The sequence below is a fragment of the Micromonospora marina genome (assembly GCF_900091565.1).
GTDB lineage: Bacteria > Actinomycetota > Actinomycetes > Mycobacteriales > Micromonosporaceae > Micromonospora > Micromonospora marina.
In genome coordinates, this window is record NZ_FMCV01000014.1 from 123182 (window position 1) to 149753 (window position 26572).

A 26572-nucleotide genomic window follows, 5' to 3' on the forward strand; every position below is an offset into this window, starting at 1 on the left:
ACCGCATGCGGGTGCATGAGGAGGCAGTGGTCGACCGCCGGCTGCACGAGTTGTCCACGCGGCTGCACGGGCCGGACCGGCTCAAGGCCGACCTGCTGACCGAGGCACGGCACGCGCTGGAGGACGCCGTCGAGGCGTACCGGGACGGGGGCCTGCCGCGGGCGGAGGCGCAGCGGCGGGCGGTCGCCGAGTTCGGCAGCGACGCCCAGCTCGTGCCGGGTTTCCAGGCCGAGCTTGCCGTCGGCGCGCTGCACCGGCTGGCGCTGCGCACGCTCGTGGTGGCGGTGGTGCTCATCGCCGCCGGTGATCTGACCTGGCAGGGGTCGAGCTGGAGCAGCGGTCCGCCACCGCCGCAGAGCTACCTGCTGCTCTCCGCCGCGCTGAACGGCATCTGGGGGGTGGTCGCCGCGCTGGCGCTGGCCGCGCTGCTGGTCGCCCGGTGGGGATCACCGCGGCTCGTCCGCCCGGCCCGGGTGATCGGTTTCGGTCTGACCGGCAGCCTGCTGGTCGGTGCGGTCGCCGGGGGCGCGCTGTTCGGCTGGTCGGTCGGGCTGTGGGACGCGGCGCTCACCTGGCCGCCCCTGATCGTCGGGATGGTGGTGGTCTCGGCGGCCTGGTTCGCCCTCGCCCGCGCGGCCTGCTGCTGGATGCTCGCCGACCGCCGGCTGGCCGGCTGAACCGGACGGCCGTCGGGCTTGCCGCCCGGGCACCCCGGGCTGCCCGTCGGCGAGGGCCCCAGGCGGCCGGGCGCGGTGGTCAGGCCGGTGCGGTGGGCGGCTCGTCCGCGCCGAGGAACCGTCCGACCGTGGCGCTGAACTCGCGCCAGCCGGCCCGTTCCCCCGCCAGCGCCCGGCCACCGGCGTCGGTCAACTCGTAGGTGCGGCGTTCCCGGCCGTTCACAGTGCTCCAGGTGCTCGCCACCAGCCCGGCCCGTTCCAGCCGGCGCAGCGCCGGATAGATGGTGCCGGTGGGCAGATCCAGCGCACCGCCGCTGCGGGCCCGCAACGCCTCGATGATCGCGTAGCCGTGCAGTGCGCCCCGTTCCAGCACGGCGAGCAGCAGCGCGTCCAGGTGTCCGTGCAGCGTCTGCGCCTTCATGCGTAGCAACGCTACTTGTCGCGCCGCCGCGACGCCAAGGGGTGCGACTCCCGGTCGGAACCGTCGCCCACTAGGGTATGTGCGCAGAGTCACTCGGCGGCCGACGCCGTCGGGTGGGCAACCCGAACGCACACGGAGGTCAGCGTGGCCCGCCAGTCGCCCCAACGGCCCGACGCCGACGAGCCCGAGCTCGACGACACCGACGCCGCCGCCGCGGCCGACGAGGTCGAGGAGGACCGCCCGCCGGCCGACCGCGCGCTCTGGGACGAGGTACGGATCGACCCGGTGGAGATCGCCCTGCCCGCCGGCACCGGCTTCACGCTGCGGGCCTACCGGCAGGCGCGCGAGCTGACCCCGACCGACGTCACCGAGCGCGACCAGGACGACCCGTTCCTGGCCCGCCGCCAGGTCGTCGAGACCGAGGAGGACGAGGAGGTGGTGATCCTCGACGAGGAGTTCGCCGCCCTCTCCGCCGAGGACGACGACGAGGACGGGGAGAAGGACGCCAAGGCCCGCCGCAAGGGCAAGGCCGACGCCTCGGACGACGACAAGGCCGAGGCCGGCGACGACGCCGAGGACGACGAGGACGAGGACGAGTCGGGCGACGAGGAGGTGCCGGTCTTCCTCACCCACAAGGGCCGGCTCCTGCTGTTCAAGACCCCGGAGTCATTGGTCACTTTCATCCGTTCCGGTGCGCCCAACGATCTGTCTCAGCTGGACAGCTGGAATGAACTGTCCGAACGGCTCGAGCCGGCCGACATCGCCCCGCTGGACGAGGACACGTACGAGCTCGACCTGGTCGTGGAGAACCTGCGCGGCGGCCACGACGCGTGGGACCACGAGCTGCTCATCGAAGCCGGCGAGGTCGCCCGTGACCTGGCGTACGCCCTACGGCTACCCGCCGTGCTGGACATGCTCTCGGCGGGCTCCAGCCTGGACGACCTGGACGAGGCGCTGCGCGCTTCCGTAAACGGCGGCGTCGGTGGTTTCCTGGGTCGTCGCCGGCTGAAGAAAATCGGGGCACAAACCGCAAGTTTGGGTTGGCGCACCATTGTCGGCAAGATCTCTGCGGTTGTGGACTGGCGCGACTGACCCCGAGCGGGGAGCATCAGTCTCTGGCAGAGCAAGACCTGTGTCCCGGGAGGAGGACGACGCCGTGGCGCTCGTGCGCGTGTACTGCGGTCTGGCCTCGGCAGATCCGGCCGACCGAACGGCTTCGGCCGGAACGACGCTGACGTCCGCTGTGGTCGACGACGCAGGCCGTCTGCTGCACGTCTGCGAGATCGGTGACGATCCCGCCGGTTACGCCCGGCTGGTCGCGCTGCTGGTGGAACGGTCCGGCGGTCCCAGCGGCGCGGCCATCGCCGCGGACAGCGACGACCACATCGTCACCTCGCTGCTCAGCGCCGCCGGCCGGCCGCTGGCGATCGCGGACGACGACTCGGTGGACGACTTCGCCGAGCGCTTCGCCGACGACGACTCCCTGGAGGAGATGCAGTCCCCGCCCGCCGAGCGCCGGGCGGTCGGACTGGCCCGTGCGCTCCAGGCCGGCGCGCTGTCCGCGGTGACCCTCCCGGCACCGCGCGAACTCGCCGGATACACGCAGGTCCTGGCCGCGCACGCGGCGCTGGCGAGCGGTCGGCACTCCGCCGCGGTGACGTTGCGCGAGGTGCTCCGCGAGCTCTACCCGGCCGCGCTGCGGGCCTACCCGGATCCGGCCGACCGGGTCGCCCTGGCGGTGCTCGACGCGCTGCCCGAGCCGGGGATGCTCACCGGTCCCGCGACCCGTGCTGGCCGGGACGGCGCGCTGGCCGCCGACGCGGTCGTCGCGCAGCTGGCCGGCGAAGGAATGGCCGACGCCGAGGCCGTCTCCGACGCGGTGACCGCGCTGCGTGTGGCCATCTCCGAGACGCCCCGGCGGGCCACCGTCAACCGCACACTCACCGCGGCCGTCGCCGAGACCGTACGCCAGGCCGTCGCCTCCGTCCGGACCTGCGACGCCGGCTGCGACGCGCTCGTCGGCGCGCTCGCCGAACGCACCGCTCCCACTCCCGCGACCGGCCGCCGGGCCGCCGCCCGCCGGGGCGAGCAGGTCGACGAGCTGACCTCGAACTCGGCGGCCGACCTCCGTCCGGTGCGCTCCATCCAGCCGGACCCGATCGCCGAGTCGCACCGCGACCGTCCCGATCCGGCCGGGGCACCCGAGCCGGCCGGCCGTCGCAGTCGTCCCGAGCCGCTCCCCGGTGGGCGGCGCAGCCGTCCGGAGCCGGTGTCCGGTCCGGCCGCCACGACGACGCCCCGGCCGCTGGGCCCGCCACCGGTCGCGCCCGCGCCCGTCACGCCGCCGCCGGTCGCCCCGGCCCCGGTCACGCCCGTCGCCCCGGCGGCAGCACTGGGCAGGCCGTCCTCGGCTCCGCCGGCGCGACCCGAGCCGACCGGCGCGCCGCTGCCGTCGCGGGTGGACGGCCCGACTAACCGGCCGATTTCCGCGCCGCCTCCGCCGCCCCCCGGGATCACACCGATCGCCCCGTCCCCGCGCGGCGCGGTCCCGCCCGCCGAGGCAGGCGAGCCGTTCCGCCCGACGCTCACCACCGCGGCGATCAACAAGGCGCGGGCCGAGCGGCAGCGCACCGTCATCCCGCCCCGGCCCAAGACGAGCCAGAATCCGGAACCGCCGACCGGTGGGTTCAGCGCCACCGACCTGAGCATCCCGGTGCCGGCCCCGCGTCCGCCCGCGCCGGAGGCGCCGCCCGGCTCGCGGGCCAACTGGCCGCTGGTGAACAACGAGGACGACACCGCCCGGGAGCGGGAGAGCACCACCTACTCGTACGGACGGGGCGTGGACGCGCCGAGCGACCCCGGCCGGGTCACGCCACCGTGGCTCGCCGACGACCTGCCGCAGGAGCCGCCGATGCTGCGGCTGGTGGAGCCGCCGCCGCTCGCCGACCGCGCGCTGCGCGACGAGATGGGCCGGCCGGTCGACCCCGGTCTGGAGGCGCCCCCGCTGCGTCTGGTCGACCAGGGCGGCCCGGGTCGCGTCCCGCTTCCCGCCGTGCCCGAGCGGCGCCCCGCCCCGAAGGAGCACCGGCCGCCGCCGGTTTCCGACGAGGGTGACGGCGACCTGCTGATCTTCGCGCAGGCGAAGTCCGCCTGGTTCGTCGGCCACGGCGACGAGGCCGACCTGGACTGGTCCACCACCGCCGACACCGGCTGGCAGGCGGCCGAGCAGGCGGCCCGCCCGTCCGTCGGCGCGGAGACCACGGCTGGGCTGCCGAAGCGCGTACCGCAGGCCAACCTGGTGCCGGGCTCCCCGCTGCGCGAGGAGCGTCCTCTGCGGATCGTCCGGAACGCGGCGAGCCTCGCCGAGAACACCACCGGATACTTCCGGGGCTGGCGGCGCGGCCAGGAGATCGGCGGCTTCGCCGTGGGCGGCCGTCCGGGCCGTGAGGCGGCCGGCGGCTGGGACTTCACCCGCGACACCGGTGACCGCGACGACGACCGGGAGTACGAGTACCGCTCGGCGGGCTACCGCTCCTGACCGGGCCCGCCGGGGTGCTCCATCCCACACCGGGGCGATTTGACGCTGGGCTGGACCGGCCGGGAACATACCCGGCGGACCAGCGGCGGCGCCTGTTCGCCGGGGTGGGAAGGCGATTCCATTGGCGACACCGGCGTTCGACTCCACTGTGCTCACCCGGCGGGGCGTCCTCGCCGCCGCTGCCGGCAGCCTGCTGCTGGCCGGTTGCGCCCCGCAGGGCCAGCGGCCGGACGACGGCCCGTCCAGCAGCGCGCCGACCGACCAGGATCTGATCGTCGGCGCGAGCCTCGAGCTGACCGGCGCCGGGGCGCTGCTCGGCGTCGCCCAGCGGCAGGCTCTTCAGCTCACCGCCGACTCGCTCAACCGGACCGGCGTACCAGTGGGAAACCTGGTCCGGTCGGTCCGGCTCCAGATCCTGGACAACGGCAGCAATCCCGAGGTCGCCGCCCGCCATGCCGCGGACCTCACCCGGGCCGGCGCCCAGGCCCTCATCGGCGGCGTGCTCGGCGAGACCTCGACGGCCCTCGCGGCGGCCGCCCAGCGGGTCAAGACGCCGTTCCTGTCCCTCGGCTACGGTGACCGCATCGTGCTGCCGCTGGAGGAACGCACGTTCACCTACAAGCTCACCCCGGACGCCGTCGACATGGCGCGTCGCCTGGTGGAGCTGTTCGATTCCCAGAAGATCCGGCGGGTGTCAGTGCTCGCCGCCGACGGTCTGCACGGCGACTCGGGTGTGCGGGCGATGCGGGAGGCGCTCGCCGACAGCAGCACCGACCTGGCCCGCACGGTACGCCTGCCGGCCACCGGCCGCCGCTTCCGTGCCGCCGCCGAGCGCGTCGCCGGCAGCCAGCGGGACGGCGTGGTGGTCTGGGGTACCGCGCCCGACTCCGGTGTCGCGGCACGGGAACTGCGCGCCGCCGGTCACCGCGGCCCGATCTTCTTCGATGCCGGCGCGGTCGCCGACGACACGGTGCAGGGAGCGAACGCCACCGCCGTGGAGGGCGCGTACGCGGTGCACCCGGCCTGCCTGGACGTCTCCACCGCGACCGCCACCACGACGGCGCAGCTGGCCCGCAGGGACTTCGTCAACCGCTACACGCAGCGGCACGGCGTCAGCCCGGACTTCGCCCCGTACGCCTCGGACGCGCTCCAGCTCCTCGCCACGTCGGCGCGGATGGCGACGAGCCTCGACCGGGGCCGGCTGCGGGCCCTCCTGCAGGCGCAGACGGTCGAGGGCATCGCCGGCGGGTACGCGTTCCGCGCCGACCGGCACGGCGGCATGGAGCCCGACTCGCTCGCCGTGTACCAGGTGTTCCGGGGCGCCTGGACCCGGTTCGCCTGACCTCGACCGTCACCCCGGTGACCGTCCCGCGTGGCCGGTCACCGGGTGATCGCTCAACGTGTCCACCCCCGGACGGCAGGAAGCGCCCGGTGGCCCTGAGGCCGCCGGGCGCTTCCGCGCGTCGGTCAGGCGGGCGCGACGGCCCGCGAGCGCCGCATGGTGAGCACGTACTCGACCAGCGAGATCAGCACGTGCTTCGTGGACTCCCGGTTCCGGGCGTCGCACGGCACCACCGGCACGTCGCGGGAGATCGCCAGCGCGTCCCGGACGTCCTGCGGATCGTGGTACTGCATGCCGTCGAAGCAGTTGATGGCCACCAGGTACGGCAGCCGCCGGTGCTCGAAGAAGTCGATGGCGGCGAAGCAGTCGGCGAGCCGCCGGGTGTCGACGAGCACCACCGCGCCGATCGCACCCCGGACCAACTCGTCCCACATGAACCAGAACCGCGTCTGACCCGGCGTACCGAACAGGTACAGGATCAGATCCCGGTCGATCGAGATACGACCGAAGTCCATGGCCACCGTGGTCGTCGTCTTGCCCGGCACCTGCCGGGTGTCGTCGACGCCCACGCCGGCGGAGGTCATGATCGCCTCGGTGGTCAGCGGCGTGATCTCCGAGACCGAGCCGACCAGCGTCGTCTTGCCGACGCCGAACCCACCGGCGATAACGATCTTCGCCGACGTCACGCGCCCGCTCGGGACCGGCGGCCGGTGCGACATGTCAGAGCCTGCGAAGTCCACTCAGCACCCTCTCCAGCAGTTCAGTGCCCACCGCGTCATCCGAGTCGTCCAAAATGGTCGGCTCGTGGACCGCGACCAGGCCGTCCGTCGCCATGTCGGCGATGAGCACCCGGGCCACGCCGAGCGGAAGCTGCATCCGCGCCGCGATCTCAGCGAGCGACTGCACACGTCCGTCACACAACGCGGCGATGTACTGGTGTTCACGACCGTGGCCACCATTGCCAGTGGCAACCGCTCGGCCGCGCACCGTCGTCTCGACGAGTGCCTCCAGGGCGATGTCGAGCCGGGGACGGGTACGACCGCGGGTGACGGCGTACGGCCGGACCAACGCTCCGGTCGGCTCGTCACGATCCACCATTTCGCCGCTCACCTCCCTCGTACCCGGCACCGGCTCGCCCCGGTGACATCCGTCGCTGTCGTTGCTGTTCCCGCACCTGACCCACCGGCCAGCGCGTCATTCAGCCCATCATCCCCACAGCCGTGCGCGGCTGCGGCGTCAGGGCGTCGCCCACCCGGTCCACGAGCAGGGCCATCTCGTACCCGACCTGACCCACGTCGCAGCTCCGCGCCGCCAGCACCGCGAACGACGAGCCGTCGGAGATGGACATCAGGAACAGGAAACCGTTGTCCATCTCGACCACTGTCTGCAACACCGCCCCGCCCTCGAAGCAGCGGGCCGCGCCCTGGGTGAGGCTGACCAGACCGGACGCGATCGCGGCGAGCTGGTCGGCGCGGTCCCGCGGAAGGTCACGGGACGAGGCGAGAAGCAGGCCGTCGGCCGAGACCGCGACCGCGTGCGCCACACCGGGCACCCGGTCGGCGAAGTTGGCGAGCAGCCATCCGAGATCCTGCGTAGTAGTCATCCTTGTTGCTCCTTCTGCCCGCTCCCGGCCACCGGGCCTGAGTCAGACTGCGAGGACTGCTGCCCGCCCGGAGTGCCCTCCGGGCCGGTCGTGTTGCTGTCGGTGTTACGTCCGCGCTGCACGCCCCGATGGTAGGCCGAGAGCAGGCCCCGGACTCCCTCCGGTGTACGCCGCTGCACGGACGCGGAAGGCTTGTCGATGCTGCCCGGCACGAGCTGCGCCATCGGCTTCCGCTTCGGCAGGCCCTTCCGGGTGGTCTCCGCCACCGGCACCTCGGTGGCCGCGGAGGCGGCCCGCCAGCCGTCGTCGGCAGCGGTCTGCCAGGGTGAGGAGGGCTGCGGCGGCGCGGCCGGCTGCCGGGTCGGCAACCCGCCGGTGTACGCGGGACGGGGGTTGCCGTTCGCCGCGCCGTTGTCACGCGGTGCTCCGCCTGCCGTCGGAGTGTGTGCCATCGGTGTGTTACCTGTCGTTGCTGGTGTCGGCTGCGGCACGGGCCGGCCGGCGGTGTCCACCTTGGCGAACTGCTGGGTGGCGGCGCCACCGTTCGTCGGCGCGGCCGGAGCCGCCGCCTCGTCGTTGGGCCCGGGCCGGCGGGTGCGGAACCATGCCGACTCCAGCTCCCGGAAGATCGGCAGCTCCATCGTCTCGTCCGCGTACCGCTGGCGGTTGCCCGGCTGCTGCGGCGCGGCCGGTCGCGACGACGGAGCCGCCGGGGTGGCGGGCCGGGCCTCGGACGGCCGGTTCGTGGCCGGAGCGGCGGCGGGCTGGCCGGCCGCCGGCTGCGGGGTGGCCGGCATCTCCGTGCGCGGCACCCGGGGCAGCTCGGTGGTCATGTCCATACCGCTCGCAGGCCGTTCCGGCGCCGCCGGAGCGGGCGTCGGCGCGACCGGGGGCCAGACCGGCGGGGCGCTGACACCCGGGGCGGGCATCGAGCGTGCCTGCGGCTGGTTCGTCGGCGGCGCGGCGGCCGGCTGACCGGCGGCGGGCTGTCCGGAGACCGGAACAGCCGACGCGGGGTGCCCGGAGACCGGCGCGGCCGAGACCGGACGGTACGGCAGCGGGTCGCCGGAGACCGGCGCCGCGGAGACCGGACGGCCCGGGAACGGGTCGCCGGAGACCGGGGCGGCCGAGACCGGACGGTACGGCAGCGGGTGACCGGAGACCGGGGCGCCGGAGACCGGAGGCAGCGGCGGCGCCGACACCGGCGGGACCGGCGGCGCGGAGACCGGCGGCGGGCTGTAGGGCCGCGCCTCCGGGCTGCTCGGCAGCTGGCGCGGGATCGCCGGCTGCTGGCCGGTGCTGCCCGGGTCGTCGTCGGCCGGGTTGCGCCGCTGGGGCAGCGGGTCCATGGACTGGCCGTTGGAGGGCCGGGAGCCGAATCCGCCGTCCCCGCCGGACGGGTTGGCGCCGGTCAGGTCGGACCAGGCCGGCATCGCCCGGCCGCCACCGGCGTTCGCCGGGGTGCCCGAGCCGTTGCGCGGTGCCGGGTCGAAGGCCCGGCCGCCGAGCGTGACCTGGTTGCCCGAGGAGCCCGGGTGCGGCGCCGGCGGCAGGCTCGGCGGGTTGTTGTTGCCAAAGGCGGCCAGGGCGCCGAAGGCGGGCGCCGGGCCGTTCTGCTGCGGGGCGGCGGGCGGCAGGGCCGGTCCGGGCTGGCCGCGGCCGGCCAGGGCGCGCGGCACCAGGACCGAGGTCGGCAGCGTCACGTCGGCGACGGTGCCCCGGTCGGCGCCCGGTCGCAGCTCGACCCGGACACCGTGCCGGGCGGCCAGCCGCGCGACCACGACCAGGCCCATCATCCGGGAGACCGCGACGTCCACCTGCGGCGGCGTGGCCAGCCGCTCGTTGAGGTCACGGAGCTGTTCCGAGCTGATGCCGATGCCGCGGTCCTCCACGTAGAGGGAGGCGCGGTCGCCGACCCGCCGGGCCTCCACCATGACCTGTGAGTCCGGCGGGGAGAAGGCGGTGGCGTTGTCGAACAGCTCGGCGACCAGGTGCACCAGGTCGTTGACCGCGTGGGCGGCGACCTCGATGTCCCGGTCGATCACGCCGAACTCGATCCGGGTGTAGTGCTCGACCTCGGACTGGGCGGCGCGGAGCACGTCGATCAGGGCGGCGGGCTCGCGTTGCACACGGGTGGAGTCCGCACCGGCGAGGACCAGCAGGTTCTCGTCGTTGCGGCGCATCCGGGTGGCCAGGTGGTCGAGCTGGAACAGCTCGGCCAGCCGGTCCGGGTCCTCCTCGCCGCGCTCCAGCCGGTCGAGGTGGCCGATCAGCCGGTCGACCAGGATCTGCGAGCGGCGGGCCAGGTTGACGAACATGGTCGCGACCGAGGCCCGCAGGGCGGCCTGCTCGGCGGCGGTCCGGACGGCCTCCAGGTGGACGGCGTTGAACGCCTCGGTCACCTGACCGAACTCGTCCTTGCTCCGCACCGGTAGCGGTTCGGCGATCTGGTTGGCCAGCTGCACCGGGGAGAGCTGACCGGTCACCTGCGGGTCGCGCAGCCGGGCGACCGCCTGCGGCAGCCCGTACTGGGCCACCGCCAGGGCGCCCTGGCGCAGGTCGCGCAGCGAGCGGGCCATCGAGCGGGCCACCAGGTACGCGAACAGGATGGCCAGCAGCAGCATGGTGAGCAGCAGGCCGGTCTCCAGGAACACCTGGCGCTGGGTGTCCGAGCGCAGCGCGTCGGCCTGCTGGACCACGTTGCCGTCCAGGCGGGACTCGACGGTACGGATCAGTTCGGCGTTGGCGACCATGGTCTGGTCCCACTGGTCCGCCCCGAACGGGGCGTTCTCCATCGAGCCGTTGTTGTTGCCGGAGATGAAACTGGTGAAGCGGTCGGCCTTGCGCAGGTCGGGCCCGGAGACGGTCTGCTCGTAGAACAGCTTGTCGGGCTCGGTGGCGACGGCCTGGAAGGTGGCCAGCGACTGCGACTGGCCGGTGCCGCTGGCGATGAACTGCTCGCGCAGCGCGGCGGTGTACTGGTTCTGGGTGAGCGCCTGGTGGACGACGACCCGGCGCTGGGTCAGGTATTCCTTCTGCCGGGCCACCGCGGCCGCCGCGCGCATCCGGTCGCTCAGGTCGTTGTCGCCGGCGAGCTGGGTGGCCGAGTCGCGGATCGCGAGCAGGTCCTCGATCAGCTGCCGGTACGCCTGGTCGGCGTCATTGATCTTCAGCTTGCCGTTCAGCACCTGGCTACGGGTCGCCGGAAGGTCCTTGAGCTGGGTGTCGATCGTGTCCAGCAACCCGACGAAGTTGCGGGGCAGGTCGTCGATCTCGCCACGCTGCCGCAGGTAGGACGACTTCCTCTGGTCCACCCGCTGGTTGGCGCGGTTGTAACCCTCCTGGTACTGCGCCCGGGTCTGGAACTCCTTCGCGCCGAGGAAGAGCACGGCGCCGACCCGCTCGTCCTGCACGCTGTCGACCAGGTCACCCGAGTAGCCGATCAGATTGGCCAGATCCCCCGCCCGGTTGGCATTGTTGAGCGTCTCCAGGTGGTCGACCAGACCACTGGTGCCCACCACGACCGTGGCGATGGTCGGCACGATCATGATCAGACCGAGCTTGGACCAGATCGGCATGTCGCGCAGCCGACTCATCGGCCGACGCAGCCGCGACAGGAAGGAGCCCGCCGTCGTTGGCCGTTTGCTCACGTCACCGCCCTCGCATTACCGCGCCCCACGCCACCCTGCGGGCAACGCCGAGCGACCGACCCGGCGGGTCGGACCTCCGAGATTCCATCACGCCGCTCCGCAAAGAGAAAGACCAGGTTGTCCCTCACCGGAGGTGTGATGAGATGTTGATGCAATTTGATAGCAATCCGTCTGGCCGGAGTCACATAACGTAATGGAACATCCGTACCGCGTCGTGCTGCTTGCCGGCCCCTCCGGGTCAGGAAAGTCATACATAGCCCAGCGAACCGGACTTCCGGTGCTCTGCCTGGACGACTTCTACAAGGACGGCGACGACCCTACGTGTCCGCGTCGGAACGGACAGGTGGACTGGGAGTCGCCCTTGTCCTGGGATGCGGACACGGCGGTGCAAACAATCGCCCGGCTGGCCCGTGAGGGCAAGGCCGAAGTGCCGGTTTATGCGATCGGCGCGGACCGTCGGGTAGCCACACGGCCATTCCATGTCGACGGATCGCCAATCTTCGTCGCCGAGGGGATCTTCGCGGCCGAGATCGTGGCCGAGTGCCGGCGACTCGGGCTGCTCGCCGGGGCGTACGCGCTGCGCCGCCCGCGCGGCGCGACGTTCCTGCGCCGCCTCGCCCGGGATCTCGCCGAGCAGCGCAAGGCGCCCCGGGTGCTGCTCCGGCGCGGGGTCGCGCTGCTGCGCGCCGAGCCGGCCGTGCTGCGCCGGCAGACCGGGCTGGGCGCCGAGGCGGCCCGGGCCGGGCAGGTGCTGCGCGGGGTGGCCGCGCTGCTCTCCGGCCACCCCCGCCGGTCGTGATCAGCCGATCAGCTCGGCGTACGCCGGCTTGATCACCTCGTCGATGATCCGCAGCCGCTCGTCGAACGGGATGAAGGCGCTCTTCATCGCGTTGATGGTGAACCACTGGAGTTCCTTCCAGCCGTAGCCGAAGGCCTCCACCAGCAGCGCCATCTCCCGCGACATCGAGGTGCCGCTCATCAGCCGGTTGTCGGTGTTGACAGTCACCCGGAAGCGCAGGTCGCGCAGCAGCCCGATCGGGTGGTCCGCGATCGAGGCCGCCGCGCCGGTCTGCACGTTCGACGAGGGGCACAGCTCCAGCGGGATGCGCTTGTCCCGCACGTACGCGGCCAGCCGGCCCAGCACCGGCGGGTTGCCCGGGGTGATGTCGTCGACGATACGGACGCCGTGACCGAGCCGGTCGGCGCCGCACCACTGGATCGCCTGCCAGATCGACGGCAGGCCGAACGCCTCACCGGCGTGGATGGTGAAGTGGAAGTTCTCCCGCTGGAGGTATTCGAACGCGTCCAGGTGCCGGGTGGGCGGGAACCCCGCCTCGGCACCGGCGATGTCGAAGCCGACCACACCGGTGTCGCGGTGCCGGACGGCCAGCTCGGCGATCTCCTGCGAGCGGGCCGCGTGCCGCATCGCGGTGAGCAGCGTGCCGATCCGGATCGGGGTGCCCGCCTCGGCGGCCAGCGCGCTGCCCTCCCGGAATCCGGTGACCACCGCGTCGACCACCTCGTCCAGGGTCAGGTTCTGCTCCAGGTGCTGCTCCGGCGCGAACCGGACCTCGGCGTAGACCACGCCGTCGGCGGCCAGGTCGAGCGCGCACTCGCGGGCGATCCGGCGCAACGCGGTGGGGGTCTGCATGACCGCAACCGTGTGCGCGAACGTCTCCAGGTAGCGCTCCAGCGAGCCGGAGTTCGCCGCTTCGGCGAACCAGACGCCGAGCGCCGCCGGGTCGGTGGTGGGCAGTTCGTGGCCGACCTCGGCGGCCAGCTCGACGATCGTCGCGGGCCGCAGGCCGCCGTCGAGGTGATCGTGCAGCAGCGCCTTCGGGACCTTGACGATGTCCTCGTACGAGATTGCGACCATGCTCAGACCCTAGTCACCCCCGGTGCGGGCCGGACGGTGGACCGGCCCGGTCAGGTGGTCGAGGTTGGACAGCTGGGGCGGCCGTCCCATCGGTAGGCCGGTGCGGTCGGCGAGGCCCTGGTGCAGCACGTTCCAGGAAGCGAGCCCGAGATCGGCGCGGACCATCAGCGCGACGCTGACGCCGCACAGGGCCAGGCCGGTGAGCAGCCGCACCAGCCGGGACGGCAGTTTGGTTGACATGTCATCGATCGGCTTGGGCAACTTGGTGACGTGTCAACAACACCGGTAGGATCGGCGCATGGACGAACCGGGCTGGCTGGACGCGCAGGAGGACCGCGCCTGGCGCGGCTACCGCCGCATGCGCCGCCTGCTCGACCTGGAACTGGCCCGGGAGCTGATGCAGGACGCCGGTCTCTCCGAGCCGGACTACGACGTCCTGAGCGACCTGTCCGAGACCCCTGAGCAACGGCTACGGCTCAGCGAACTGGCCGACCGGATGCTCTGGTCCCGCAGCCGCCTGTCCCACCACATCTCCCGGATGCAGCAACGCGGACTGGTCACCCGGGAGGTGTGCGCCACCGACGGCCGCGGCTCGGTCGTCGTGCTCACCCCGGCCGGGCGCCAGGCCGTCGAGGCCGCCGCACCCGGGCACGCCGCGGCCGTCCGCCGGCACCTGATCGACCGGCTCACCCCGGCCGAGGTGGCCGCGCTCGGCACGCTCAGCCAGCGGGTGATCGACCACCTCACCGGCCGCCCCACCGCCCGGTCGGAAGCGGAGGACTGAGTCGTGGACGACCGCGTCCTCGCCCGGCTGCGCTGCCCGGTCTGCGCCGAACCGCTCGCCGAGACCACCGCCGGCACCGCACGCGCGCTGCGCTGTCCCCGCGGGCACAGCTTCGACATCGCCCGGCAGGGGTACGTGAACCTGCTCACCGGCCGCGCCCCGCACACCGGGGACAGCGCCGAGATGGTCGCCGCCCGCGCCGGCTTCCTCGCCGCCGGCCACTACGACACCGTCGCCGCCGCGCTGGCCACCACTGCGGTACGCGTCGCGGACTCCGGCCCGTACCCTCTGGTGGTCGATGCCGGTGCCGGGACCGGGCACTACCTCGCGGCGGTGCTGGCGGCGCTGCCGGACGCCGCCGGCCTGGCCCTGGACGTCTCCAAGCCGGCGATGCGCCGCGCGGCCCGGGCACACCCGCGGGCCGCCGCCGCGCTCGCCGACACGTGGCAGCGGCTGCCGCTGGCCGACCGGTCCACCGCCGTGCTGCTGAACGTGTTCGCGCCGCGCAACGGCCCGGAGTTCCACCGGGTGCTCGACCCCGGCGGCGCGCTGCTGGTGGTCACCCCGGCCGCCGACCACCTGACCGAACTCGTCGACGCGCTGGACCTGCTGCGGGTGGACCCGGACAAGGCCGACCGGGTCGCCGGCAGCCTCGGCGGCCACTTCACCGAGGAGTCCGCGACCGGGCACCGGGCCCGGCTCGCGCTCACCCGCGCCGAGGTCACCACGCTCGTCGGGATGGGACCGAGCGCCTGGCACGCCGACCCGCGGCGGCTCGCCGCGCGCATCGCCGCGCTGCCCGAGCCGGTGCCGGTCACGCTCTCGGTCCGGCTCGGCGTGCACCGCCCGCGCTGACCCGCCTCAGGTCGACAGGTCCACCTCTTCCCAGCCCGGCGGCTCGTCGTGGTACGGCCCGCGCAGCACCACCGCCCACTCCAGCGCCCATCGGCGCTGCCCGATCGCGTTGGCGTCCACCAACCCCGGCAGCGCGCCACCCGCCTTCTCGATCTCCAGGTACGCCCAGTCGAGGCAGTAGTGCAGGTCCAGCAGCGCCGCGGCGTCACCGGGATGCTGCGGCGCGGCCAGGATCCGGGCCCGCCACTGGCCGAACGTCTCCCCCGCGACCAGGTTCGGCATCCGCTCGACCAGCCGCTCGTCCACCGGCACCGTCGGGTCCAGCTCCTTGGCCAGCCCGAGCACCCAGGCCAGCGAGAACAAGGCGTCGTGGTGCAGCACGAACGACCTGTGGTCGCCCCGGCCGCCCATCACGAACTGCCACTCCGGCGGCGTCACCGAGTCGACCAGGTGCGACTCCAGCAGCCAGCCCGTCGCCGCCCGCGCGGGCATCCCGAAGCAGCGGGCCAGGATCACGTGCAGCACCGCGATCCGGGCCTCGATCTCCGGGGTCGGCCGCAGCTCGATCTCGTCACCCGGCTCCCACACCAGCGGGAACTGCGGCGGCGGCAGCGGAAGACCCAGCCGGGACAACTCGTCCAGGCTCGCCTCGCGGACGGCCCGGGGGTCGGGAGCGGGTACGCGCACGGTCAAGCCCCTGTCTGCTCACCTCGGCTCGTGGCCGGCCGGTCCCCCTGGCCTGGGAGGATAGCGGCTCCGGCCGGGCCGGCACCACGGCCGGGCCCGGTCAGCCGATCCGCTCGACGACCAGCGGCGGCGCGTCCGGCGCGTCCGGCGCGATCCGCACCGCGCGGCGCGCCTCGGCCAGCGCGGCCGGGATCCGCTCGGCGTGCTCGGCGCGCAGCTCGAACAGCGGGTCACCGGCGCGCACCCGGTCACCGCGGCGCTTGTGCAGCACCACGCCCGCCGGGACGCTCACCGGATCCTCCTTGCGCGCCCGGCCCGCGCCGAGCCGCCAGGCGGCCACCCCGATCGCGTACGCGTCGACCTCGGCGATCCACCCGTCCTCGGTCGCGGTGACCACCTCGACCTCGTTCGCGACGGGCATCGGGGCGTCCGGGTCACCGCCCTGCGCCCGGATCATCGTGCGCCAGGAGTCCATCGCCCGGCCGTCCCGCAGCGCCGCCTCCGGGTCGGCGTCCGGCAGGCCGGCCGCGTCGAGCATCTCCCGGGCCAGCGCCAGCGTCAGCTCCACCACGTCGGCGGGACCACCGCCGGCGAGCACCTCCACCGACTCGGTCACCTCGACCGCGTTGCCCACTGCGAGGCCGAGCGGGGTGGACATGTCGGTGAGCAGGGCGACCGTCCGTACGCCGTGCGCGCCGCCCAGCTCGACCATGGTGCGGGCCAGTTCGCGGGCGTCGTCGGCGTTCTTCATGAACGCGCCGGAGCCGACCTTCACGTCGAGCACCAGCGCACCGGTCCCCTCGGCGATCTTCTTGCTCATGATCGAGCTGGCGATCAGCGGGATCGCCTCGACCGTGCCGGTGACGTCGCGCAGGGCGTACAGCTTGCGGTCGGCCGGGGCGAGCCCGTCGCCGGCCGCGCAGATCACCGCGCCCACGTCGCGGAGCTGCGCGATGAACTCGTCGTTGGACAGCGCCGCCCGCCAGCCCGGGATCGACTCCAGCTTGTCCAGCGTGCCGCCGGTGTGGCCCAGGCCCCGGCCGGACAGCTGCGGCACCGCCGCGCCGCACGCGGCCACCAGCGGGGTCAGCGGCAGGGTGATCTTGTCACCGACGCCGCCGGTGGAGTGCTTGTCCACAGTCGGCCGGGAGACCGGCGACAGGTCGAGCCGCTCGCCGCTGGCGATCATGGCGGCGGTCCACCGGGCGATCTCCGGCGCGGTCATGCCGCGCAGCAGGATCGCCATGGCCAGCGCCGACATCTGCTCGTCGGCGACCAGACCCCTGGTGTACGCGTCGACCACCCAGTCGATCTGCCCGTCGCTCAGCACGCCCCCGTCCCGCTTGGCCCGGATGACGTCAACCGCCGTGAAAGCACTCACCTTTGAGTTCCCCTCAATAGATCAACAATCGCCGCGGACCGCACTCTTTCCGCGGACGGTGACCAGGTCCGGCCTGGGCCGACCGTGACCGGCGGAGGGATCAAGCCTGACCGCCCGGAGCCGGGCACGGTCGGCCCAGGCCCTCCAGCTCAACCCCAACGAACCGGGATCTCCGTCGGTGGCTCACCCTCACCGGCCCAGAAGATCGTCCCCGAGGCGTCCACCACGACCACGCGCGGCGTCCGCGCCAGCCCCCACTCGATCGCCTCGGCCGGGTCGTCCCAGGTCGAGCCCTCCTCCAGCACGCCGGTCTCGGCGCCCTCGGTCTCACCGGACGACCGCTCCCAGTACGTCGTCCAGACCTGCTGCCCGCCCGACAGGTCGGGGTGGACGAACACGGTGCCCCGGCCCCGCCAGGCGGCCAGCCGGTCCGGCACCACCGGCACCGGGTGCTCGCCGGTCACCGCCTCGATGTCGGCCACGTCGAACGCGTGCGGCAGCAGCTCCGCCATCCGCAACGGCCCGCCCTTCGCCTCGACCAGGCACTCCGGCCCGCCCTGCTCCCAGAGCAGCTGCCGGCACCGGCCGCACGGCATCAACGGCTCACCGGTGGCGTCGACGCAGGACAGCGCCACGATCCGGCCTCCGCCGGTGGCGTGCAGCTGCGAGACCACACCGCACTCGGCGCAGAGCGTGACGCCGTATCCGGCGTTCTCCACGTTGCAGCCGACCACGACCCGGCCGTCGTCGACGAGCGCGGCGGCACCCACCGGGAACTTCGAGTACGGCACGTAGGCGTGGCGCATGACCTCGGTGGCGGCGGTACGCAGCCGCTCCCAGTCGATCTCCATCACGACCCCCATTCTGCCCAATTCACACCCGATCGGTCGCGGGCACGGCCGGAGACGACGATGCCCGGCGGGGCGACCCGCCGGGCACTGTGTCGCGGCAAGCGGTCAGCCCTTGATGTACGGCTTGCCGTCGGCGGCCGGCGCCCGGACCTTGCCGACCAGCCCGGCCACCGCCAGGATCGTCGCCAGGTACGGCAGCATCGCCAGGAACTGGCTCGGAATGCTGCTGCCGATCGCGCCCAGGTAGGTGGCGAGCTGGTCGGCGAAGCCGAAGAACAGCGCCGCGAGCAGCGCGCCGGTCGGGCTCCACCGGCCGAAGATCAGCGCGGCCAGGGCGATGAAGCCCTTGCCGCCGATCATGTTCTTGGTGAACGAGTAGAGCGCCAGCGTGTACGAGGCGCCGCCGACGCCGGCCACCAGACCGGCCAGAATCACGTTGCGGTAGCGCAGCCGCAGCACCTTCACGCCCAGCGTGTCCGCCGCGGTCGGGTGCTCGCCCACCGAGCGGGTCCGCAGGCCCCACCGGGTACGGAACAGCGCCAGGTGGATGACGAGCACCAGCAGCAGGCCGAGGTAGAGGAAGATGTTGCCCCGGAACAGCGCCGGACCGATCAGCGGGATGTCGGACAGCAGCGGGATCTCCCAGTTGCCGAACCGGGGCGCGCTGTTGTACTTCGCCGCGTCGGTCTGCATCAGCCGCTCGTAGAGGAAGCCGGTGATGCCGACCGCGAGCAGGTTGAGCACGATGCCCATGACCACCTGGTCGACCAGGTAGCGGATGGAGAACACGGCCAGCAGGAACGAGATGAACGCACCGCCGATGGCGGCGGCCGCCAGGCCCACCCAGACGCTGCCGGACATGCTGCCGAACAGCGCGCCGGAGAAGGCGCCCATCAGGAGTTGGCCCTCGATCGCCACGTTCACCACGCCGGAGCGCTCGCAGAGCACACCGGCGAGCGCACCGAAGATCAGCGGCAGGGCCAGGATGAACGTGCCGCGGACCACGTTCACCAGCGGCATGAAGTTGCGGCCCTCGGGCGCGGCGGAGACCTGCCAGCACAGGAAGCTCAGCACGAAGGCGACCAGCCCGGCGCCGAGCAGCAGCGTAAACCAGCGCTTCGGCACACCGGCCAGCAGGGCGCCTCCGGACGCGGCGGTGATCAGCCCGAACAGGATCGCGCCGACCGTACCGTTGATCTCCAGGGCGGCCCCGCCCTCGGTCTCGCTGAGCGTGAACCGCGCGTGCTGGTCGGTCGCGAGTGCGCCGAACAGCACCGCCGCGAGCACGCCGAGCGCCAGCAGGACCGCGCCGATCTTCCGGTTACGGGTCCAGAAACCCTCGTCGACCGCGGTTACGGCGACCTCGGGGACAGCGGTGGTGGACATGCTCACCAGCCCTTCGCGAGGCTCGTCTGCAACCGGGCGGCGCGGGCCGCCCGGAGCTGGAAGATCGTCTTCACCAGGGCAGGCGCGGCGATGAAGATGACGATGAGCGCCTGGAGCACGGTGACCAGTTCCAGCGAGATGCCGGAGTACGACTGCATCCGGTTGCCGCCGGCCTGGAGGGCACCGAAGAGCAGCGCGGCCAGCAGCACACCCCACGGCTTCACGCGGCCGAGCAGCGCGACCAGGATGCCGTCGAAGCCGATCTGCGCGATCACCAGCGGGGTCAGCGCCGTGGCAGTGGTGCCGAGCACCATGGTCGAGCCGCCGAGACCGGCCAGCATGCCCGCGAACACCATCACCAGCACGTACGTCTTTGTGACGCTGATGCCGGCGGTCCGGGCCGCGTCCGGGTTCGCACCCACCGCCCGCAGCTCGAAGCCGAGCGTGGAGCGGTTGAGCAGCCAGGCGATGAACCAGGTGGCCGCCACCGCGAGCAGGATGCCGGCGTGCACCCGCAGGTCGTCGCCGAGCAGGCGGGGCAGCTGCGCGGAGGAGTCGACCGGCTTGCTGATCGCGTCCGCCCGGTTCGGGTCCTGCACCCCGCTCTGGACGACGATCCAGGTCAGGAAGTAGACCGCCACGTAGTTGAGCATGATCGTGTTGATCACCTCGTGCGCGCCGGCCCGTGCCTTGAGGATGCCGGGGATGAAGCCCCAGAGCGCACCGCCGAGCGCGCCGGCGATCAACGCCACCAGCAGGTGCACGACGGGCGGCAGCGGCAGCGCGAAGCCGGCCACGGCGGCCAGGATAACGCCGATGGTGGCCTGGCCCTGGGCGCCGATGTTGAACAGGCCGCCACGGAAGGCGAGCGCCACCGACAGGCCGGTGAAGACGAGCGGCGCGGCGTAGGTGAGCGTCTCCGAGATCGGGCTCATGGCGGCGGTGAAGCCGACCGCGTCCGGATCGAAGATCGCGCCCTTGAACAGGTTCGCGTACGCCTCGCTGACCACCGTCCAGCTGGCGTTCAGCGCGTCGGTGGGCCGGGCGGTGATGTAGCCGTAGGTGGCGAGCACCTCCGGGTCGGACACGATGATCAGCACCGCGCCGACCACCATGGCCAGCAGCACCGCGAGCACCGTCACGGTGACCGTGTTGGCCGCCCACAGGTTGTCCAGGAACATCCGGCCCATGCTCGGGCGGGCTTCCCCGGCCGGGGACGGTCTCTTCGCGGTCGCGGTGGCGGGCACCGTCTGCTCGGTGTCACCGGCCGGCTGGGTCGGCGTCGCCCGGGCCTCGCTCAGCGACTCCTGCGCCTCGGTCGCCGGCTCCTTGTCCGGCGAGCCCGAAGCGGGGTTCGGGTTGGTCATGCCTCGTCCTCGTTGCCAGGGCCGTCCTCGGTCGGGGTGGCGGCGTCCGGGGTGGCGGCGTCCGGGGTGATGCCGGCCATCAGCAGGCCGATCTCCTCACGCGGGGTGTCCGGGCCGACGACGCCGATGATCCGGCCGCGGTACATGACCGCGATCCGGTCGGCCAGGCCGATCACCTCGTCCAGTTCGCTGGAGACCACCATGACCGCGGTGCCGATGTCCCGCTCGCGGACGACCCGGCTGTGGATGAACTCGATCGAGCCGACGTCCACGCCCCGGGTGGGCTGGGCGGCGATGAAGAGCTTCAGCGGCCGGGACAGCTCCCGGGCCACGATCACCTTCTGCTGGTTGCCGCCGGAGAGTGTGCCGACCGCCGCGTCGGCCGAGGAGGTACGGACGTCGAACTGCTCGATCCGCTCCCGCGCCGACTTGGCGATGGCGTCGGGCTTCAGCGACAGACCCTTGCCGAACGGCGGCCGGTCGTAGACGTCCAGTACCAGGTTCTCCGCCACGGAGAACTCCTTGACCAGGCCGTCCACGCTGCGGTCCTCGGGCACGTAGCCGACACCGGCGCGGAGCACCTTCTTGGTCGACCAGCCGTGCGTCGGCTCGCCGTCGAGGCTGATCGTGCCGGCGAGCACCGGGCGCAGGCCCATGATCGCCTCGATCAGCTCGGTCTGGCCGTTGCCCTGCACGCCGGCCACGCCGAGCACCTCACCGGCGTGCACGGTCAGGTCGACGCCGTCGACCGCGCGTACCTGCCGGTCGTCGTCCACGACCAGGCCGGAAACCTCCAGGACCGGCTTGCCGGGGGTGGCCGGCTGCTTGTCCACGGTCAGCCGGACGCTGCGCCCGACCATCAGCGCGGCCAGTTCGTCCCGGCTGGCGCTCGGCTCGGCGGTGCCGACCGTCTTCCCGCGCCGGATCACCGTGATCCGGTCGGCGATCGCCTTCACCTCGCCCAGCTTGTGGGTGATGAACACGATCGACTTGCCGGCGGCCTTGAGCGACCGCATGACGGTGAGCAGTTCCTCGGTCTCCTGCGGCGTGAGCACGGCCGTGGGCTCGTCGAGGATCAGCAGGTCGACGTCGCGGGTGAGGGCCTTGACGATCTCCACCCGCTGCTGGATGCCGACCGGCAGGTCCTCGATCACCGCGTCCGGGTCGACCCGCAGGTTGTACCGCTCGGAGACCTCGGCGACCTCGCGCCGGGCGCGCCGGCGGTCGAGGATGCCGGCGAAGGGCCCTCTGACCTGCTCGGCACCGAGCATGACGTTCTCGGCCACGGTGAAGACCGGCACCAGCATGAAGTGCTGGTGCACCATCCCGATCCCGGCGGCGATCGCGTCCGACGGACCCCTGAGCTTCAGCGGCTTGCCGTCGACCAGGATCTCACCCTCGTCCGGCTGGTAGAGGCCGTAGAGCACGTTCATCAGAGTCGACTTGCCGGCGCCGTTCTCGCCGAGCAGGGCGTGGATCTCTCCAGGCTCCACCGTCAGGTCGATGTGGTCGTTGGCGACCAGATCACCGAACCGTTTGGTGATGCCGCGCAGTTCGAGTCTCAGCGCAACCTCCTGGAGTGCGAGCGATGGTGCAGCGTAGCGACCTGCCGCGCCGCCACCGCGCCGGGTGGGGATGGTCGGGGGATTCAAGGTGATCGGCCGCCCCGGCGCTGGGGTACCTTCCCCGTTGCGCCGGGACGGCCGGATCGTCAGAGCTGGTGTCCGCCGGCCCCCGCTGCCGATGATCGCACCGCGGTGGCCGGCGAAGCGGTCACTTGGTCGGCTGGGCCTTCGAGGTGACGGTGATGGTGCCGGCGGCGATGTCCGTCTTGATCTTGTCGACCTCGGCCTTCAGGTCCGCCGGGACCTTGCTGTCGAAGTCGTGGTACGGGGCGATCGAGACGCCGTTGTTCGCCAGCGTGCCGACGAAGCCCGGAGTGGACTGGAGCTTCTCGCCGCCGGCGGCCTTCAGTACGGCCTCCTTGACGGCGTCCGGGATGTTCTTGACGACGGTGGTCAGGATCGCCGAGCAGTCCGGGGTGCTGTCGCAGCCGTCGATGTCCACCCAGACGACCGAGTACTTGCCGCCCGAGGCCTTGGCCGCGGCGGTGGTGCCGAGCCCGGCGCCGCCGGCGACCGGCATGACGATGTCGGCGCCCTGCGCGACGAGCGCGTCGGACACCTTCTTGCCCTCGTCCTGCTTGACGAAGTCGTTGGTGAAGGAGCCCTTCTGGGTGGCCTTGTCCCAGCCCAGCACCTGGACGTTCTTGCTCTTGGCCGTGTTGTAGTACGCCACGCCGTCGGCGAAGCCGTCCATGAAGATGGTGACCGGCGGGATCGGGATCGCGCCGTAGGTGCCGACCTTGCCGGTCTTGCTCATCCCGGCGGCCAGGTAGCCGGCCTGGAACGCGGCCTGCGCGGTGTCGAACTGCATCGGGTAGACGTTGCTCACGCCCGGGTTGGCGTCGACGAGACCGAACTGCTGGTTCGGGTTCTTCTCGGCCGCGGCCTTGGTGGCGTCCGACATCAGGCCACCGACGGCCAGGATGAAGTCGCACTGCTGGTTGACGAACCCGGTCAGGTTGACCTCGTAGTCCGCCTCGGCCTTCGACTGGACGTTCTTGATCTCGATGTTGTCGTTCTCCTTCTGCGCCTCCTGGAGGCCCTTCCAGGCCGAGGCGTTGAAGGACTTGTCGTCGACGCCGCCGACGTCGGTCACCATGCAGGCGCTGTACTTCTTGCCGCCGTCGCCACCGGCGTTGTTGTCGTCGTCCGGAGCCTCACCACACGCGGCAGCGCCCAGCACGAGTCCACCCGCCACGACGGCGGAGGCGATCCGCATCCCACGCACAGAGCGCAAGACGTCTCCTTCCCCTTGCACACCGCGTCGTGCACGGTGTGCAGCCCTTTCGCCGGCCTGCGGTGTGCCGCCGGCGTCCCACGTTACGGACGGGAGCGTACGCCCGCGCCCACCCACCGGCCGACAATCGTGCACGACTGTTGAGCGTCCGTTACCCCGGCGTAACCCTTGCGTGGGGCACGTCACTTGTCCGGCTGGCAGGCGTACGCGGTGGTGTCGCGAACGTCCGTTTCCCGAGCTTCCCCGGCTCGCGGCGAACTAACGCCAGAACACCGCCACGGCTGCGTTGACCAGCGTCAACCCGACGATCGCGAGGAAGTGGCCACGGTTGACGGTCTCCCGCTTACGGGAGAAGAAGACCATGACGAAGATCAGCAGCGCGAGCACCAACTTGGTAACAAGTTTCGCCGGGGCCGGCTCGTCCCCGTCCCGCAGCGGAGCGGACAGCCCGACGCCGGTGAGGATCTGGATGATCGCGCCCCAGAGCATTGCCGCGTTGATCCGCAGCCGGCCGGTGACGTACTGGGCGATCGCGCCACCGAGCAGCAGCGCGAAGCCGATCAGATGGACGTAGAGGAGAATCAGTCGAAGAGCTTCCACGCGGCCCATCCTCCCCCATCAACGACGCTTCGTAGTAGTCGCCCCCGCCGGCCTGCCGTCATACCGTGACCTCCAGATGCAGGCCCGGTGACCACGGCAGGCGCTCGATCGACTGCCGGAGGCGCCGGGCTCACACCCAGCCGCGTTGGCTGGCATGGACCCCCGCCTGGAACCGACTCGCCGCCTTCAACCGTTCGGTGAGCGACGTCATCGTGCGTTGCACACTCCGCACCGACATCGCGAGTTTGCGGGCAGCCGACTCGTCCGTGTGGCCGGCCGCCAGCAACCTGATCAACTCCCGTTCGTGCGGGGTGAGGCCCTGATCGTCGGGTACCGTCTGCTCAGCAAAAGGGGTGGCCGTCCGCCAGATCTGCTCGAACAGCGCGACGAGCCCGGCCACGACACCGGGGCTGCGCAACTCCAGCGCTCCGCGCCGTGCGTCGTCCGGGTCGATGGGCACGAACGCGGTCTCACGATCCACGATGACCAGGCGCATCGGCAGTGTCGGCGCGGTACGCGACTCGGCGCCCAGGCTTGCCATGCGACGGGCATGAGCGAGAGTTGTCGGGTCGTTGCGGAAGCTGTCCTGGTAGACGTTGCGAATGCGCACGTCCCGCTGGAGCGCGAACTGATTGAGCGGCCCCTCGGCCTCCAGGGTGTCCGCGCTCTGGCCCCGGCCGGTGGTGAAGGACAGGCACTCGGCCCGCGCACTGTGTGCGAGTTCCGCGAGGCGCTCCCGGACGGCGTCGATCCCGTCGAGAATGCGGCCTTCCCGTACCCGGTTGTGCTGGTCGTGGGCGGTGGCGATGGCGGCGATAGCAGCCCTGGTCGCCTCGACCTGCCGCTGTCGGACGGCGACGTCGGCCTCCACCTTGGCCAGCAATGCCATCAGGCTGGCCTGGGGCCTCACCACTCGGGCATCGCCTCCTGCGGGGTCCAGCCGAATCAGAGCCAGATCCGCCAGGATGTCCAACGCCTCGCGCACCTGATCAAGCGGTATGGCCAGATGCTCGGCCAGCCCTGCGACGTTCAGGTCCGGCCGGTCGAGCATCGTCCGGTAGACCATCTCGTGCTGCGCGGACAGACCTAGCAGATCGAACATCGAGCCTCCCCCGGGACGGCCAGCGACACCTCATTCTGCCATGTGGGGAATCTTCGCGGTGCCCCGCGAGGACTGCTGGCGTGATACCGCCGGGCGGAGTCACGCCAGGCCGGATCCGATGACACGGGCCGACCGGACCGGGATGCTCGATTCAGGCCGACGCGAAAGAGCGCAGAGCCAAGCAACAAATCCCGAAAGACCGAGCCATTCCATTGGGAGGCAGATCACCGTGCGCGCAATTATCGCCGTACCTCGACATTTCATCCTGGTCCTATCGCTCGCGCTGGCGGTTTCCGTCACGCTGCTCATCGGCCAGGAATCGTTCAGCGCGCTTGCCGAGGGATTCGGGTGGGGCACCCCCGGCCCCGTCTCTCCGGCCGGCGTCGAGGCGCTCGGCGGGAACGACTCGCCTTCCCCTCAAGAGGGAGCGTGAGCACGGTGATCGCGGCCTACCTCCGGATCGCACCACTGACGCCGGCGGCACCCGTCGACCCGATGGCGCTCCGGAATCTGCTCTACGGCCAGTGCGGTCCCGGAAACGGAGTGGAGCACATCCGAGTACGTGCCGGACCGCACGGCGTCGACATCATCGCTTTCATCGACGGCAATGACCCGGAAAGAGCAAATGAGGTTCTTCGGCAGGTCGCCGAGAAGGCGATTATCTCCACTACGTCGCTTCACCTCTGGCGAATAGTTTAGCGCACCGCACGATTTCGCTGATCAATCCCTCGAGTATCAGAACCCGTGAAAGGTGGAAGAACATGTTGATTCGACGAATCACCGCCATGACGCTCGGCGTCACCCTCGCTGCCGGGCTCGGTCTGTCGGCCGGCGTCGGTGCCACAGTCGCAGGCGCCCCGCAGGCGGCACATGCCGCGTCGAGCGTCGGTGGTCAGATCAGCCGCGACGAGATCATGAGCCGGGCGCAGTACTGGTACGACAACCGCGGGAGCATTCCCTACAGTCAAAGCGGCTGGTACCGCGACCAGGGCGGTAAGGACTATCGGACCGACTGCTCCGGGTACGTCTCCATGGCCTGGCATCTCTCCGCCTCGGCCTGGACCGGCAACCTCGGCAAGGTCGCCACCCAGATCAGCAAGACCAGTCTGCTTCCCGGCGACGCCCTGAACTCGCCGGCCGAGCACGTCATCCTCTTCAAGCGCTGGATCAACCAGTCGACCGGCACCTTCGAGTACTACTCTTTCGGCTCGACGCCGGTCAAGATCGCGACAGATACCCTCACCGGCGGCTCGGACGGTCTCATCGACTCCCATCCCGCCAGCAACTACGTCGCACTCCGCTACCGCAACGTCATCGGCAGCGGCGAGACGCCGGTTCGTGACCCGTGGATCGCCGACGTGACCGGCGACGGCTTCCACGATCTGGTCGCCACCAAGTCCGACGGCAGCATGTGGCTGTTCTCCAACAACTACACCCGCGACGGTGCTACACCCTACGGCGACGTCCGCCAGATCGGCACCGGCTGGGGCAACTACGAGCGCGTCATCAACGCCGACGCCAACGGCGACGGCTTCACCGACCTGATCGGCATCAAGGCCGACGGCACCATGTGGCTCTTCTCCAACAACT

At 71.9% G+C, this 26572-nt stretch carries 26 protein-coding genes; 10 read left to right on the plus strand and 16 right to left on the minus strand.

The genetic code is table 11. The annotated features are described in order from the left end of the window. Positions 1-5: 5 nt before the first annotated feature. A complete protein-coding gene (locus GA0070215_RS17760) occupies positions 6-677 on the plus strand; it encodes a permease prefix domain 1-containing protein (protein WP_091047590.1) in 672 nt (223 codons plus the stop codon). Positions 678-756: 79 nt separating this feature from the next. Here the strand turns inward: GA0070215_RS17760 and GA0070215_RS17765 are convergent, their stop codons facing one another. Continuing rightward, entirely contained in the window at positions 757-1098 is a 342-nt protein-coding gene (locus tag GA0070215_RS17765) for a PadR family transcriptional regulator (protein ID WP_018786080.1), read from the minus strand. 144 nt (positions 1099-1242) lie between these two features. On the opposite strand from GA0070215_RS17765, the gene GA0070215_RS17770 reads away from it, so the two are divergent. The 3 genes from GA0070215_RS17770 to GA0070215_RS17780 all read left to right on the plus strand — a co-directional run bounded on the left by GA0070215_RS17770 (position 1243) and on the right by GA0070215_RS17780 (position 5978). Then, a complete protein-coding gene (locus GA0070215_RS17770) occupies positions 1243-2190 on the plus strand; it encodes a DNA primase (protein WP_091047593.1) in 948 nt (315 codons plus the stop codon). 40 nt (positions 2191-2230) lie between these two features. After that, on the plus strand, positions 2231-4636 hold the full coding sequence (locus tag GA0070215_RS17775; RefSeq protein WP_091047597.1) for a transposase: 2406 nt from the start codon (positions 2231-2233) through the stop codon (positions 4634-4636). A gap of 121 nt (positions 4637-4757) precedes the next feature. Continuing rightward, complete coding sequence (locus GA0070215_RS17780; RefSeq protein ID WP_018786077.1) at positions 4758-5978, plus strand: ABC transporter substrate-binding protein; 1221 nt, start codon at positions 4758-4760, stop codon at positions 5976-5978. A 125-nt stretch (positions 5979-6103) separates the two neighbouring features. Here the strand turns inward: GA0070215_RS17780 and GA0070215_RS17785 are convergent, their stop codons facing one another. The 4 genes from GA0070215_RS17785 to GA0070215_RS17800 form a co-directional block, all read right to left on the minus strand. After that, positions 6104-6697 (minus strand): GTP-binding protein, encoded by a 594-nt coding sequence (locus GA0070215_RS17785; RefSeq protein WP_018786076.1) that lies wholly within the window; start codon positions 6695-6697, stop codon positions 6104-6106. A gap of 1 nt (position 6698) precedes the next feature. After that, positions 6699-7076, minus strand: coding sequence for a DUF742 domain-containing protein (locus GA0070215_RS17790; RefSeq protein ID WP_036345708.1), 378 nt, complete (start codon positions 7074-7076; stop codon positions 6699-6701). Between the two features lie 100 nt (positions 7077-7176). Beyond that, positions 7177-7581 carry a roadblock/LC7 domain-containing protein gene (locus GA0070215_RS17795; RefSeq protein ID WP_013283992.1) on the minus strand — a complete coding sequence of 135 codons (405 nt, stop codon included), beginning with the start codon at positions 7579-7581 and terminating at the stop codon, positions 7177-7179. Further along, positions 7578-11231, minus strand: a complete 3654-nt coding sequence (locus tag GA0070215_RS17800; RefSeq protein ID WP_026268057.1) for a sensor histidine kinase — start codon at positions 11229-11231, stop codon at positions 7578-7580. The genes GA0070215_RS17795 and GA0070215_RS17800 overlap by 4 nt, the downstream gene beginning before the upstream one ends. Before the next feature lie 361 nt (positions 11232-11592). Here GA0070215_RS17800 and GA0070215_RS17805 point away from each other — a divergent pair, with 361 nt between their 5' ends. Beyond that, the gene (locus GA0070215_RS17805; RefSeq protein WP_231394770.1) at positions 11593-12030 is read left to right on the plus strand and encodes an ATP-binding protein; all 438 of its coding nucleotides are present in this window, start codon (positions 11593-11595) and stop codon (positions 12028-12030) included. Here the strand turns inward: GA0070215_RS17805 and GA0070215_RS17810 are convergent, their stop codons facing one another. After that, complete coding sequence (locus GA0070215_RS17810; RefSeq protein ID WP_091047602.1) at positions 12031-13107, minus strand: adenosine deaminase; 1077 nt, start codon at positions 13105-13107, stop codon at positions 12031-12033. Between the two features lie 9 nt (positions 13108-13116). Beyond that, the gene (locus GA0070215_RS17815; protein ID WP_091047606.1) at positions 13117-13347 is read right to left on the minus strand and encodes a hypothetical protein; all 231 of its coding nucleotides are present in this window, start codon (positions 13345-13347) and stop codon (positions 13117-13119) included. Positions 13348-13405: 58 nt separating this feature from the next. On the opposite strand from GA0070215_RS17815, the gene GA0070215_RS17820 reads away from it, so the two are divergent. Beyond that, a complete protein-coding gene (locus GA0070215_RS17820; RefSeq protein ID WP_091047610.1) occupies positions 13406-13891 on the plus strand; it encodes a MarR family winged helix-turn-helix transcriptional regulator in 486 nt (161 codons plus the stop codon). Positions 13892-13894: 3 nt separating this feature from the next. Then, positions 13895-14746, plus strand: coding sequence for a putative RNA methyltransferase (locus GA0070215_RS17825; protein WP_091047614.1), 852 nt, complete (start codon positions 13895-13897; stop codon positions 14744-14746). A gap of 6 nt (positions 14747-14752) precedes the next feature. Here GA0070215_RS17825 and GA0070215_RS17830 read toward each other — a convergent pair whose 3' ends face one another. The 9 genes from GA0070215_RS17830 to GA0070215_RS17870 all read right to left on the minus strand — a co-directional run bounded on the left by GA0070215_RS17830 (position 14753) and on the right by GA0070215_RS17870 (position 24982). Further along, positions 14753-15433, minus strand: coding sequence for a DUF4272 domain-containing protein (locus GA0070215_RS17830; RefSeq protein WP_026268055.1), 681 nt, complete (start codon positions 15431-15433; stop codon positions 14753-14755). 100 nt (positions 15434-15533) lie between these two features. After that, positions 15534-16814, minus strand: a complete 1281-nt coding sequence (locus GA0070215_RS17835) for a thymidine phosphorylase (RefSeq protein ID WP_091047617.1) — start codon at positions 16812-16814, stop codon at positions 15534-15536. A 149-nt stretch (positions 16815-16963) separates the two neighbouring features. Then, the gene (locus GA0070215_RS17840) at positions 16964-17665 is read right to left on the minus strand and encodes a cytidine deaminase (RefSeq protein WP_036345705.1); all 702 of its coding nucleotides are present in this window, start codon (positions 17663-17665) and stop codon (positions 16964-16966) included. A gap of 105 nt (positions 17666-17770) precedes the next feature. After that, positions 17771-19051: an ABC transporter permease gene (locus GA0070215_RS17845; RefSeq protein ID WP_091047620.1), complete on the minus strand. Its 1281-nt coding sequence runs from the start codon at positions 19049-19051 to the stop codon at positions 17771-17773. Positions 19052-19053: 2 nt separating this feature from the next. Next, on the minus strand, positions 19054-20241 hold the full coding sequence (locus tag GA0070215_RS17850) for an ABC transporter permease (RefSeq protein ID WP_377468730.1): 1188 nt from the start codon (positions 20239-20241) through the stop codon (positions 19054-19056). Between the two features lie 173 nt (positions 20242-20414). Continuing rightward, positions 20415-22070, minus strand: coding sequence for an ABC transporter ATP-binding protein (locus tag GA0070215_RS17855; RefSeq protein WP_091047627.1), 1656 nt, complete (start codon positions 22068-22070; stop codon positions 20415-20417). Positions 22071-22191: 121 nt separating this feature from the next. Further along, on the minus strand, positions 22192-23262 hold the full coding sequence (locus GA0070215_RS17860; RefSeq protein WP_167361527.1) for a BMP family lipoprotein: 1071 nt from the start codon (positions 23260-23262) through the stop codon (positions 22192-22194). A 276-nt stretch (positions 23263-23538) separates the two neighbouring features. After that, on the minus strand, positions 23539-23880 hold the full coding sequence (locus GA0070215_RS17865; RefSeq protein ID WP_026268052.1) for a hypothetical protein: 342 nt from the start codon (positions 23878-23880) through the stop codon (positions 23539-23541). A gap of 130 nt (positions 23881-24010) precedes the next feature. After that, entirely contained in the window at positions 24011-24982 is a 972-nt protein-coding gene (locus tag GA0070215_RS17870; protein WP_091047634.1) for a helix-turn-helix domain-containing protein, read from the minus strand. Between the two features lie 118 nt (positions 24983-25100). Here GA0070215_RS17870 and GA0070215_RS28065 point away from each other — a divergent pair, with 118 nt between their 5' ends. The 3 genes from GA0070215_RS28065 to GA0070215_RS17885 form a co-directional block, all read left to right on the plus strand. Continuing rightward, the gene (locus GA0070215_RS28065) at positions 25101-25415 is read left to right on the plus strand and encodes a hypothetical protein (RefSeq protein ID WP_141708212.1); all 315 of its coding nucleotides are present in this window, start codon (positions 25101-25103) and stop codon (positions 25413-25415) included. Continuing rightward, on the plus strand, positions 25412-25681 hold the full coding sequence (locus GA0070215_RS17880; protein ID WP_244167032.1) for a hypothetical protein: 270 nt from the start codon (positions 25412-25414) through the stop codon (positions 25679-25681). Before GA0070215_RS28065 ends, GA0070215_RS17880 begins: the two co-directional genes overlap by 4 nt. 62 nt (positions 25682-25743) lie before the next feature. Further along, positions 25744-26572, plus strand: an 829-nt coding sequence (locus tag GA0070215_RS17885; protein ID WP_141708213.1) for an FG-GAP repeat domain-containing protein, incomplete at its 3' end; no start/stop codon positions are given.

Excerpts from the sequence above, each read along its gene's own strand:
- GA0070215_RS17760 (WP_091047590.1), top strand. The coding sequence starts at position 6 with ATGCGGGTGCATGAGGAGGCAGTGGTCGACCGCCGGCTGCACGAGTTG.
- GA0070215_RS17765 (WP_018786080.1), bottom strand. The coding sequence starts at position 1,098 with ATGAAGGCGCAGACGCTGCACGGACACCTGGACGCGCTGCTGCTCGCC.
- GA0070215_RS17785 (WP_018786076.1), bottom strand. The coding sequence starts at position 6,697 with ATGTCGCACCGGCCGCCGGTCCCGAGCGGGCGCGTGACGTCGGCGAAG.
- GA0070215_RS17790 (WP_036345708.1), bottom strand. The coding sequence starts at position 7,076 with ATGGTGGATCGTGACGAGCCGACCGGAGCGTTGGTCCGGCCGTACGCC.
- GA0070215_RS17795 (WP_013283992.1), bottom strand. The coding sequence starts at position 7,581 with ATGACTACTACGCAGGATCTCGGATGGCTGCTCGCCAACTTCGCCGAC.
- GA0070215_RS17810 (WP_091047602.1), bottom strand. The coding sequence starts at position 13,107 with ATGGTCGCAATCTCGTACGAGGACATCGTCAAGGTCCCGAAGGCGCTG.
- GA0070215_RS17815 (WP_091047606.1), bottom strand. The coding sequence starts at position 13,347 with ATGTCAACCAAACTGCCGTCCCGGCTGGTGCGGCTGCTCACCGGCCTG.
- GA0070215_RS17820 (WP_091047610.1), top strand. The coding sequence starts at position 13,406 with ATGGACGAACCGGGCTGGCTGGACGCGCAGGAGGACCGCGCCTGGCGC.
- GA0070215_RS17840 (WP_036345705.1), bottom strand. The coding sequence starts at position 17,665 with ATGGAGATCGACTGGGAGCGGCTGCGTACCGCCGCCACCGAGGTCATG.
- GA0070215_RS17845 (WP_091047620.1), bottom strand. The coding sequence starts at position 19,051 with ATGTCCACCACCGCTGTCCCCGAGGTCGCCGTAACCGCGGTCGACGAG.
- GA0070215_RS17850 (WP_377468730.1), bottom strand. The coding sequence starts at position 20,241 with ATGGGCCGGATGTTCCTGGACAACCTGTGGGCGGCCAACACGGTCACC.
- GA0070215_RS17860 (WP_167361527.1), bottom strand. The coding sequence starts at position 23,262 with ATGCGGATCGCCTCCGCCGTCGTGGCGGGTGGACTCGTGCTGGGCGCT.
- GA0070215_RS17870 (WP_091047634.1), bottom strand. The coding sequence starts at position 24,982 with ATGTTCGATCTGCTAGGTCTGTCCGCGCAGCACGAGATGGTCTACCGG.
- GA0070215_RS28065 (WP_141708212.1), top strand. The coding sequence starts at position 25,101 with ATGACACGGGCCGACCGGACCGGGATGCTCGATTCAGGCCGACGCGAA.